The 11,381-nt window shown below is 38.6% G+C and carries 7 protein-coding genes; 5 read left to right on the top strand and 2 right to left on the bottom strand.

Annotation, left to right across the window (positions count from 1 at the left end; all coding sequences use genetic code 11):
- A partial coding sequence (locus ASJ81_RS04790) for an ISNCY family transposase (RefSeq protein WP_095642727.1) occupies window positions 1-943 on the bottom strand: 943 nt, incomplete at its 3' end.
- Window positions 944-1,816: 873 nt separating this feature from the next.
- Between ASJ81_RS04790 and glmU (ASJ81_RS04785) the strand changes: the two genes are divergently transcribed.
- The 5 genes from glmU (ASJ81_RS04785) to ASJ81_RS04765 all read left to right on the top strand — a co-directional run bounded on the left by glmU (ASJ81_RS04785) (window position 1,817) and on the right by ASJ81_RS04765 (window position 10,078).
- Window positions 1,817-3,034 carry a bifunctional sugar-1-phosphate nucleotidylyltransferase/acetyltransferase gene (gene glmU / locus ASJ81_RS04785; RefSeq protein ID WP_095643491.1) on the top strand — a complete coding sequence of 406 codons (1,218 nt, stop codon included), beginning with the start codon at window positions 1,817-1,819 and terminating at the stop codon, window positions 3,032-3,034.
- Window positions 3,035-3,052: 18 nt separating this feature from the next.
- A complete protein-coding gene (gene glmS, locus ASJ81_RS04780) occupies window positions 3,053-4,906 on the top strand; it encodes a glutamine--fructose-6-phosphate transaminase (isomerizing) (protein ID WP_095643490.1) in 1,854 nt (617 codons plus the stop codon).
- Between the two features lie 78 nt (window positions 4,907-4,984).
- Window positions 4,985-6,289 (top strand): phosphoglucosamine mutase, encoded by a 1,305-nt coding sequence (glmM, locus tag ASJ81_RS04775; protein WP_095643492.1) that lies wholly within the window; start codon window positions 4,985-4,987, stop codon window positions 6,287-6,289.
- On the top strand, window positions 6,286-7,479 hold the full coding sequence (glmU, locus tag ASJ81_RS04770) for a bifunctional sugar-1-phosphate nucleotidylyltransferase/acetyltransferase (RefSeq protein ID WP_095643489.1): 1,194 nt from the start codon (window positions 6,286-6,288) through the stop codon (window positions 7,477-7,479). The genes glmM and glmU (ASJ81_RS04770) overlap by 4 nt, the downstream gene beginning before the upstream one ends.
- A gap of 1,141 nt (window positions 7,480-8,620) precedes the next feature.
- Window positions 8,621-10,078, top strand: a complete 1,458-nt coding sequence (locus ASJ81_RS04765; RefSeq protein ID WP_245859806.1) for a right-handed parallel beta-helix repeat-containing protein — start codon at window positions 8,621-8,623, stop codon at window positions 10,076-10,078.
- A 509-nt stretch (window positions 10,079-10,587) separates the two neighbouring features.
- Here the strand turns inward: ASJ81_RS04765 and ASJ81_RS04760 are convergent.
- Window positions 10,588-11,073 (bottom strand): hypothetical protein, encoded by a 486-nt coding sequence (locus tag ASJ81_RS04760; RefSeq protein WP_245859804.1) that lies wholly within the window; start codon window positions 11,071-11,073, stop codon window positions 10,588-10,590.
- Window positions 11,074-11,381: the final 308 nt, after the last annotated feature.

Below are 11,381 nucleotides of genomic sequence, written 5' to 3'. Positions count from 1 at the left end.
TTTCTAGCTTCAATTTATATCTAAATCGGTTAAATTCCTTTTTTGCCTTTATACTCCATTCTTGATGCTTTTCTTCATTCATAATTACGTTAAGTTCTTCAGATAGAATTTTTTCCAGGAATTTAATCTCATTTTCACGATTGTAAAATATATTCAATAACCTGTATTTTAATAGTTCCTGTTCAATTGTTGTTTTCTTCGGAAAATCGCTAACTATAAGCTTGTTTAAGTGCATCAAACAGTATTGATGCACTAACTTATCCCCAAAAACTTCCTTTAAAATATCTGGGTATCTCTTATCAAAATCCGTAACAATAAACACAGGTTCTGATGTATCTAGATTTTTTCGTAGAAACGTTTTGATGGTTTCTGAACTTTTATCCTCAAAAAGTTCATCTGCTATTGTTCTTTGAGTTTTTGCATCCAGTAATGTTAAACGGTATTTCTGACAACGTCCCTCTTTTGGATGCTGTTCGTCATAGTGCACCATATGTACATTTTCTAAAATTGGAACATTTTCCTGTTCCATTTCTTTGTTGAATGTTCTAAAAATAGTGCTTCTTGATCTTGGAAATATGAAGCTCATTATATCAGAAATTCCATCATAAGAAACTTTATGGTATCTGAGCACCTGGAAAAAATTATTAAATGAATCAAAAAGTAAAGTTTTCAGACCTTCCCAAAAACTATGATCTTCTTCGTCTGTACTACCACAATTTTGGCATTTGTATCGACCAATGCTGATTTTTCCAAGACCTTTTTTGATGTATAGATTATAGCCGTTATGAACCATAGGAGCACTGCAAATAGGGCAGGCTGGAGGAATTTTTCTACGAAAAATTCCTCTTGTGGTATATTCGTAATCATTGCTATAACTATCAAAAAGGTATGAGAGAGCAGGGAGTTCCGATAAGTTATTAAGAGTAAGATTTATAATTACCATTGTTTTTGCCGTAACATCATTACATAATTAGAGAATTATAAATTTATGTAGTGATGTTACACTTACTTTCATCACTAGATTTTGGAACTGAGTCAAAATATGCCGATTTTTATAAATTCTTCTTCAGTAGACCCTATCAAGATGCCCATAAAGACTTTTAAATGTTTTTTGTTTTTGAGATAAGCCCTGTAAAGGTCAGATTCATTAATATATTTCTATTAATATGTTTCATTTAACCGTGTTGCTTCAAGAGCAGGTTACGGATTTGTTTTAAACGCCTGCTATTTTATACAGATGAGCAACTCCATGACTAAAGTCAAAATGTTCATTGTTACCTCATTCTTTATGGATCAAAGTGGGTATCCATACCTGATTTTTAGCAAATTCAATATTATTTAAAGTCTTTTGTTACGATCATATAGAAAGTTGTGAGGTACCCCGAAGGATTTTAAGTAATAGATGAAATTCTCCATAAGCTACGGCGACTATTAGTTAAATGTAAGACAGTAACTAAAACTTCTAATGGAAAGAATTTATCAAGAATTGTCCGGGTTCTCAAAGGTTGGAAGCATAAGACATAAAAAGTAGGAAATACATACCGGAGTTATAAAATAAATAAGTTTTGGCACTTTCAAAAAGATAAAACATCATATAAAAGATGACACATAGGATAGAATTCTATTGGAGTCCCTGGATTTATGTTATGGAGTTGTTTATCTGTAGGAAAACTTATTTCTTAATTATATAGGGATTACTTTTTTATTGTTAGTTATCCCTTATACAGACAGAATACTCTAGATATATTTAGGTATAGTTATTTTGTTTAAGACTTTTGAAGGTAATGTATAAATTCTAAAAAAGGTTCTTTAAATTATGAAAGCTATTATCCTTGCAGCAGGAGAAGGGCTGCGCTGCAGGCCTCTTACTCTAACTCGTTCAAAAGTAATGCTTCCTATAGCCAACAGGCCTATTTTAGAGCATGTAATAGGTTCGCTTGAAAAAAATGGAATAACTGATATTATATTAGTTGTTGGATATAAAAAAGAACGCATAATGGATTATTTCGAAGACGGGCTAAACTTTGGAGTGAAAATAAAGTATGTTGAGCAGAGAGCTCAGCTAGGTACTGCACATGCAATTGAGCAGGCAAAAAAATGGATTGACCCCGAGGACTCGGTATTTCTCGTGCTCAATGGAGACAACCTGGTAGAACCGAAAACTATAGCAGACCTTCTGAACAATTATGAAGGGGACGCAAGCCTTCTAACTGTTCGGATGGAAGAGACTGCAGGCTATGGTGTGGTTCTGAAAGAGAAAGAAAGAGTAACAAAAATTCTGGAAAAAAGGCCTGGAGACCTGAGCCGTATTGTGAATACCGGAATTTATATATTTACGCCAAATGTCTTTGAAACCATCGAAAAAACCCCGATATCTGAAAATGGGGAGTATGCAATAACCGATACCCTCCAGCTTATGATTGACGAAGGAAAAATCATTACTTCCGTTTCTACCGAATCAAAGTGGCTTGATGCTGTCCATTCCTGGGATCTATTAAAAGCTAATGCCACAGTCTTAAATTCAGACAAAAACCTGAAGCTTGAAGGAGAAATTGAAGATGGAGTTTTCCTTAGTGGAAAAGTGGCAGTAGGAAAAAATACCAGGATTCGTTCAGGAACTTACATTGTAGGCCCTGTAGTCATAGGGGAAAACTGTGATATCGGTCCCAATGTAGTTATTCTGCCCTCCACAACAATAGGTGACAATGTATCGATCAGGTCATTTACCGAAATACAGAACAGCATAATAATGAATGACTGCAGGATATACTCACATGGACGGATCTCTAATTCCATAATTGGAAGCAACAATACAATTGGCTCAGGTTTCTTTGTTGAAGAAAAAGAAGGTCTATCGATCATAATGAACGGAACTGTTCATCGAACTCCCAAACTCGGCACCATCTTCGGAGACGACAACCGGATTGGGAATAGCGTACTTGTGAAAGCCGGAGTGACAGTAGCTGTTGACTGCCAGGTTGAATCTGGAAATACTATATATAAGGACCTGTCCCGTCATTCGGTTGTTCTTTAACCCTTAAAAGGTGGAAAAATGTGTGGAATTGTAGGATATGCAGGAGAAAACTCTGCTGCATCTGTTATCATAGAATCTCTCAAAAAACTCGAGTATCGTGGATATGACTCTGCTGGGATTTCGATTCTGAGCAACGGAATTGATACTTATAAGTCAGTAGGTAAAATCGTGAATCTTGAAGCCACTGTCCCAGACGGAACAAGTGGCAACATCGGAATAGGGCACACTCGCTGGGCAACCCACGGACGACCCAGCACAACAAATGCTCATCCGCATACCTCCGGAAACCCATGTAAGATCTCGGTTGTACATAACGGAATTATAGAGAACTACATGGCATTGAAAGAACAACTGACTGCAGAAGGATATGAATTTAAATCGGAAACTGATACTGAAGTGATCGCACATCTCCTGCATAAGCACATATATGGTAAGCCCGATGGAAGAGAAGTAAAATGTGAACTTCTTACAGGACTGCGGGAAGCGCTAAAAGAGATAGAAGGTTCTTATGCCCTTGCAGTTCTCTGTGCTGACGAACAGGGAAAACTCTTGCTTGCCCGAAAAGACAGCCCACTTGTTATAGGACTCGGCAAAGGAGAGAACTTTGCCGCATCGGATGTAACTGCTTTTTTGAATTATACAAGGGACGTAATTTTCGTAAATGACCTTGAAACTGCAATTCTTACCCCTACCAGCGTAGAGATCTTTGACAGAGAAGGAAAAGTCTGCGAAAAGAAAATAGAAAAAATTGAGTGGGACTTTGAAGCTGCTGAGAAAGCCGGTTACGAACACTTCATGCTTAAGGAGATCCACGAGCAGGTGAGTGCAATTCATAATACACTTGCAGGTAAAGTCTCGGAACTTGAAGGAACAATAGATCTCAAAGAACTAAGTATGACCGACGAAGAGATCAGGAAACTTTCAAGAGTCCAGATTCTGGCATGTGGAACCTCCTGGCATGCAGGACTGCTTGGGAAATATCTTTTTGAGCAGCTTGCAGGAATTCATTGCGATATAGACATCTGCTCGGAGTACAGGTACAGAAGCCCGGTTATAAGTGACGGAACCCTTGCCATTGCAATTACTCAATCTGGGGAGACTGCAGATACTCTCGCTGCTGTTAGGGAAATAATGTCTTACAATTGCCCTACGCTAGCAATCACAAATGTTGTAGGAAGCACCATTACAAGAGAAGCTAATAGTGTGCTCTATACCAGAGCAGGGCCTGAAATTGGAGTTGCTGCGACCAAGACTTTCAGTACCCAGCTCACGCTTCTTTATATACTTGCCGTAAAATTTGCCCTGGCAAGAGGCAAGCTAAGTCCTAATTACGTTAAAGGGTTCATCACGGGTCTAAGAAAAGTACCAGGTCAGATTCAGCAGATTCTTAACCAGAAAGAAGCAGTGAAGGAATGTGCAGAGAATTTTGCTCATGCAGAGAATTACTTCTTCCTCGGCAGGCACTTTAACTATCCTATTGCCCTTGAAGGAGCTCTCAAATTAAAAGAAATTTCATATTTGCATGCCGAGGGTTTTGCTGCAGGCGAACTTAAACATGGACCGATTGCGCTGCTTGAAAAAGGAACGCCTGTAGTTACCATTGCAACAAGAGGGCAGACTTACGATAAAGTGCTGAGCAATATAAAAGAAGTAAAAGCCAGGGATGCAACGGTTATCGCAGTGGCTGATAACAAAGACACCGAGATCGGAAAGTATGCGGATGTTGTCCTTACAACTCCTCAAACTAGCGAACTGCTATCTCCGCTGCTCAGTGTTGTAGTCCTTCAACTGCTTGCTTACTATACTGCCCTTGCTCGTGGATGTTCGATTGACAAACCGCGTAATCTTGCAAAAAGTGTCACTGTAGAATAACGGAAAGACTAAAAATTTAAAATCAAAAATTAAGAGAATTCAAGAAAACATACTTCAGGAAATTTGGGAATGGGACATATGAAACTCTTCGGATCTTCAGGAATAAGAGGGATAGCAAATAAAGAAATTACGCCCGAACTTGCGCTTAGGGTAGGGCTTGTATTGGGAAGCCGGAAAAAAACTGCAGTTATCGGGAGAGACCCTAGAGTTTCGGCCCCTATGATCGAGCATGCCCTGATTGCTGGGCTCACGGCTACAGGCTGTGCTGTTACAGAAATAGGCCTGGTATCTACTCCAACCCTTGCATATGCAACCAGAGAATACGAATGCGGTGTAATGGTTACAGCCTCTCACAACCCCTCAGAGTATGTAGGGATTAAACTCTGGAACCCTGATGGCATGGCCTTTGACTCGGCACAGCAGGAAGAGATAGAAAAAGCAATTGAAGATGAGGACTTTTCCATGGTTCCCTGGAACCTGATAGGCAAGTTCGAAGAAGACGGAAGTGCTATTCGGGCCCATATGAACATGATCAAAAAGCTTGTCGAAAGTTCCAGCCTGAAAGTTGTACTTGACTGCGGGTGCGGAGCAGGAGGGACAATTAGCCCTTATCTTCTTCAGGAACTGGGCTGTGAGGTAATAACCCTGAACGCTCAGCCTGATGGCCACTTCCCTGCGAGAAACCCTGAGCCTAACGATGAAAACCTTTCAATGCTCAAAAAAGCTGTTGTGAATTTCGGAGCCGATCTCGGAATCGCACACGACGGTGACGCGGACCGGATGATGGCAGTGGACGAAAAAGGCAATTTTGTTTCAGGAGATGAAATGCTCGCAATTTTCGGCCTGTATGAGTGTAACGGTAAGAAAGGAACAGTCGTCGTGCCTGTGGACACTTCAATGATGGTTGACGATTCCCTTAAGGGTTCGGAAATTGTGAGAACAAGAGTTGGAGACGTTTACGTCGCAGAGGGCATAAAACAGTGCGGTGCTATCTACGGAGGCGAGCCATCAGGAAGCTGGATATTCCCGAAGATTTCCTACTGTCCGGATGGAATTTACGCAGCTGCAAAACTTGTTGAGATTGTAAAGAAAAAGAAACTAAGCGAGCTTCGAGAAGAGCTCCCCACGTATGCCACAAAAAGAGGAGCTTTCCCCTGTGCAAATGACAAAAAGGCAGAGTTTATGGAAAAAATTAAGGCCAAACTCGAGCCCCTGGGAAAGGTACTTGACATCGACGGAATTCGCGTGGAAATGGACAATGGCTGGGTACTCATCCGCCCCTCGGGGACGGAAGCAAAAGTAAGAATTACAGCTGAAGCCCGGGAAAACGTTGACGAGATTTTTGAGATGGCTGAAAAGATAGCAAAGGAGGCACTTAAATGAAAGCGGTTGTCCTTGTGGCAGGCAAAGGCACAAGGATGGAACCTCTAACTTCCGGCTGTTCCAAAGTTATGCTCCAGGTCGCAAATAAACCCATCCTCGAACATATTCTCAATTCAGCCATAGAGGCAGGCATTGAAGGCTTTGTCTTCATTACCGGTTATCTCGAAGAGCAGATAAAAGAGTACTTCGGAAACGGAAGCAAATGGGGAGTAAGCATAGAGTACGTGCAGCAGAAAGAGCAGCTAGGAACTGCAAATGCAATAGGTTGTGCAAAAGGCTATGTTGATGGGGCTTTCCTTGTACTTAACGGGGATATGCTCATAGGCCAGGAGGACTTAAAAGCCCTTATCTCAAGGATAGAGGAAGCTGTCATCTGCGTAAAAGAGGTAGAAAACCCGTCAGATTTCGGGGTACTTGAAACCGATGATAGTAGAGTTGTCAGGATAATAGAAAAACCTAGAAACCCCCCTACTAACCTTGCAAACGCCGGAATATATCTCTTCAGGCAATCCATTTTTGACTTTATTGACAGAACCCGGGCTTCAGTGAGAAATGAATTTGAGATTACGGACTCCATCCAGATGCTGATCGACAGTGGAGCAGCCGTGGGTTACAGCCCTCTCGAAGGCAGATGGATAGATATAGGGTACCCATGGGACCTCCTGAAAGCAAACGAATATCTCCTGAAAGGCCTTGAGGGCAGCTGCGAAGGTACCGTGGAACCGAACGCTACCGTAAAAGGAGAGGTTGTAATCGGAAAAGGCACTATTGTCAGAAACGGTTCTTATATCGAAGGCCCGGTAATAATAGGAGAAAACTGCGATATCGGGCCTAACTGTTTTATTCGCCCTTCCACTGCAATAGGGAATCATGTAAGAGTTGGAAATGCCGTAGAAATAAAAAACACGATTATCATGAAAGACACTCATGTGGGTCACCTGAGTTATGTCGGAGACAGTGTTATCGGGCACCGCTGCAACTTTGGAGCTGGTACCAAGGTTGCAAACCTCCGCCATGACGGAAAAAACATAAAAGTAATGATAAAAAACAGGATTCTTGACTCGGGCAGGAGAAAACTCGGAGTGATTATGGGAGATGACGTGCATACAGGTATCAATACAAGTATAAATATCGGTACGATAATGGAAAAAGGAAGATATACATATCCTGGAGAGGTTGTCAAGCATTAACCCTTGATACTAAGTATTATTCATTATAACTATTCAGCCTACCAAGAAATTAGATTGATATCGATTATGATGAAAACGAAGAGTTTGATAATTAATGAACATCGAAAAAGCACCATAATCCTCTTTTATTCTTTTGATTTGGCTCATTATTTCCGTATCAAGATTCTTTATTTATTTTGTATTTTTTATTAGTTTTTAAGACTCAGTACCAAAATCCAGTGATGAATGTAAAATTCAAAATCACTGGATTTTGTAAGTGGTCACAATCCGTTTGATACGACATTGGGGTTGAAGTCTTTAGATATCGAATATTGATCTTGATGAAAACCGGATTCTTCTTTCGAATTCAGATTTTCAATCAAGAAATACAAAAATCACTGGATTTTGGAACAGAATCGTTTTTAAGTCATTTCAATCCTCAAAGATTTGACAATTCTTAATAGTTGCTAAATTTTTATAATTAGATAAATGGACGTGAAAAGCTGTGGCACTTTATTCTAAGTTCCATATTTGTCGTATATACTCGAATCCATCAGTTCTCGTTCTAAATGATTTCTTCAGGATCTTTTTCTATATCCTCAAAGTCCAGAAAATAGTAACATACTTTTAGGTTTTATTAAACATTCTTATTGGAGTTAGATGTTCATCCGTACAAATATTTACATATTTATAATGAATTTTAATACGATAGCCTTTAGACGACCTCGATATTGTAACAGGAGCTGGGAATCTTTTTATTAGAGAATTACTTTATAATTGCCAACATATCTATAGTTTTATTCTCTATGTCCTCGCGAGGAAATTCATGTAAATGAGAAGAATTGACTTGAAAAACAGGGAGACTTGTTTTAAATTCCGTATAAATAACATGTTTTTGTGTTCAGCAATTCCTGATGTAAATAATTTATTCAGAACTTTTTTACAATCATAAAATTCGAAACTCGTCTTAAATTTTAAAATGCTGTCGGCCAGGTCTCAAAAAAGGGATTATATTTTATAATATTTAGTAAGAAGTTATAAATTTTAAGGAGATGTATACACGTTAATTGACCAATATCAATCTATTAAGAATACTAATGAATTTTATTATGATCCCCTCCAGATGACACCAGTGTTAAAACGAGAATTAGTGATATTTTTAGTGGTAGGTTTCCTTCTTCTTGCAAGCATTCCTACAGCTTTATGTGCAACTAGCTCATCAATAGTATATGTTGCGGGGGATGGCACTGGAAAATATAATTGCGATGGAAAAGACGATCATGTACAGATAAATCAGGCCCTTAAGTTTGTAGCCGGTAACTCTAAATATACCACTGTCCACCTTAAAGGTCCTTTTACATATGTTATTGACGATACTCTTTTAATCGGTAGTAATACTATTCTTGAAGGGGATTCGAGTGCTGTGATCAAACTTGCTAATAATGCAGGCTGGGTTGCAATGAAACCCTTGATCAAGCAGATGAGTAGTTCTGGGAATAGTAACATTGTAGTAAGAGGTTTCAAGGTTAATGGAAACCGTAAAGGCAATTCAAAAGTTTCTTTGGGTGACGGGCACTATAATATAATGTACTTCACTAACTGCAACAACATAAAAGTATACAATATGTATATGTATGATGGTCTCGGCGATGGGCTGAGGGCAAATTCCTGTAAAAACATCCAATTTTATAACAACAAGTTATACAAAATGGGGCACGACGGTCTGTTTGCTATTCGTAGTCAGTATGTACAAGCTTGGAAAAACAGGATAACCTGCAGGACTAACAGCGGTCTTAGAATATGGAACTCAAATCACGTAAAATTCCATGATAATGTGATTGATTCTTCCTACGACTGGAGCGCAGGCGGTCCAGGAATTCAAATCGAAAAAGGCGGGACTGATACAGGTACTATGGATAGTATTAGTATCTACAATAATGTTATCCATAACACCTATGGTCCTGGGATCTGGATTTTCAATTATGATACCGCTTCTGCTACTAAAGATCTTGGAAAAAATGTTCGTATTCACAATAATGTCTTTTACAGAACAGGCACTAATCCTAGCATTACCTGGGTCGGCGGTGTCATAATTAGCGGATTTCATAATACTTACATTGAAAACAATGTCTTTGACGGCATATATCATGTGGCTATTGCCAATTTGTACCCGGAAAGTTATTCCCCAAGTTACACATCAAAATCTGTATACGCAATAATTGCCCGCAACAATATAATCGTAAACACCCTGAAACGTAAAAAGAGTCCGGGTGGGACAGGGTATGGTGTGATGAATTATCTCGCCAGTAAAAACCATAAAATATATTTGCAATATAACTGCCTCTACAACAACGCAGTAGGAAATTATAAAAGTTGTACCTCGAAAACTGACATCCATGTAAATCCACTATTTGCAAGCCAGACAAAACATGATTACCATCTGAAATCAACAACTGGAAGATGGAATGGAAAAACCTGGGTTAAAGACACAGTAATCTCTCCCTGTATTGATGCCGGACATCCATCTTGGAGTTACTCTCATGAACCTAAACCCAACGGAAAAAGGATTAACATAGGCAGGTACGGAAATACGATATATGCATCAAAATCAAAGAGTTAACGCGTCATATATGTGTCAAAAATCTGTATCAAAGAGATCTTGTAAATTTGAAAAATCTGAGAACAAAACCATAAATTCTGAAAAAATTGTGCCCTTTTCACAGAAAGGAAAAGGGCATTTCAAATCAATAATTTCTAGAGCTTAGATTTCTAGAGCCCAAAAATTTATTTATTTATTGATTTATTGACTCTGTTCCAAAATCCAGTGATTTTCGTATTTTTTAATTGAAGACCTGAGTTAGCAAGAAGAGTCCAGTTATCATCAAAATCAATATTCGACATCTAAAGACTTCAATTTTTAAGTTATGTCACAAGGATTATGACTAATTACAAAACCTAGTGGTTTTGAAATTTAAATTCATCACTAGGTTTTGGTACTGAGTCGATTTATTTGTTTATTTATCTATTTATTGAGCTCATCCCAAAACCAATTTCATTCCCAAATCTATTATACTATTTTCACGTTAGAAATTAGAGCGATTATTCAAAATTCAAGGTTTTGGGATTGGCTCATTTATAAAATGTCTTTAAAGTTGAGAGCATAAAGTTTCGGAAAAGTCCTTCGGTTTCCACCTTCAGAGAGCCGTCATTCATGCTTTTTACAGCTTCCTTTAAAGGCTCTTTCGAATCAAGCACATTTTGTATGGTTTTTTCATCGGTTTCCACTGTGATGGAAGGCCCGAATTTTGAGTTTGGATCATCAGGAGTTTCATAACTGTAGAAATCCCTTACTTGTCCTCCTCCCATAAGTAAAGTCACGTAAAGCATCTCGCCGTTCTCAAGTTTGATTTTCCCGGCTATTTCCTCACTGGCCACCAGTCTCTGCAGAACATCAGGAACTTTATCGAAATTCTTGTTATAAAGCTCGACGTTTGCACTCAGTTCTGCAAAGAGAGCATTTTCATTAGTAGAATTCTCAGGCGCTTGATAAAGGTCAGCTTTTTTGATATTGCCTGTATTCGAAGCTGCCCCCGCGATTGGGACAAGTAAAAGCATAATAAAAATCAAAAGACTCAAAGCTTTAGTTTTACTGCAAGGAGACATAACTGAAAATAAGAGGAAGGAATATAAAAAAGTTATTGATACAAAAATAAAAAAGTTACCTGATACAAAATATACTGAAGCAGGACAAAAAGTATACTAAAATAGAACAGAAAAATTAGAGACAAGATAATCAGTATATAAATTGATTCTGAACACTTTTTCCTTAGCTTCTTACGAATTTTGTATCCTCTTCAAATTTAAGGGATTTTCAACCGCATAAAAAATATAATAGTTTTTCCATTTTCCCTTATCATATTTTG

Source organism: Methanosarcina spelaei, assembly GCF_002287235.1.
Taxonomy (GTDB): Archaea; Halobacteriota; Methanosarcinia; order Methanosarcinales; family Methanosarcinaceae; genus Methanosarcina; species Methanosarcina spelaei.
Note: the sequence above shows the minus strand (reverse complement) of the source record. Positions and strands in the feature narration are given on the sequence as shown.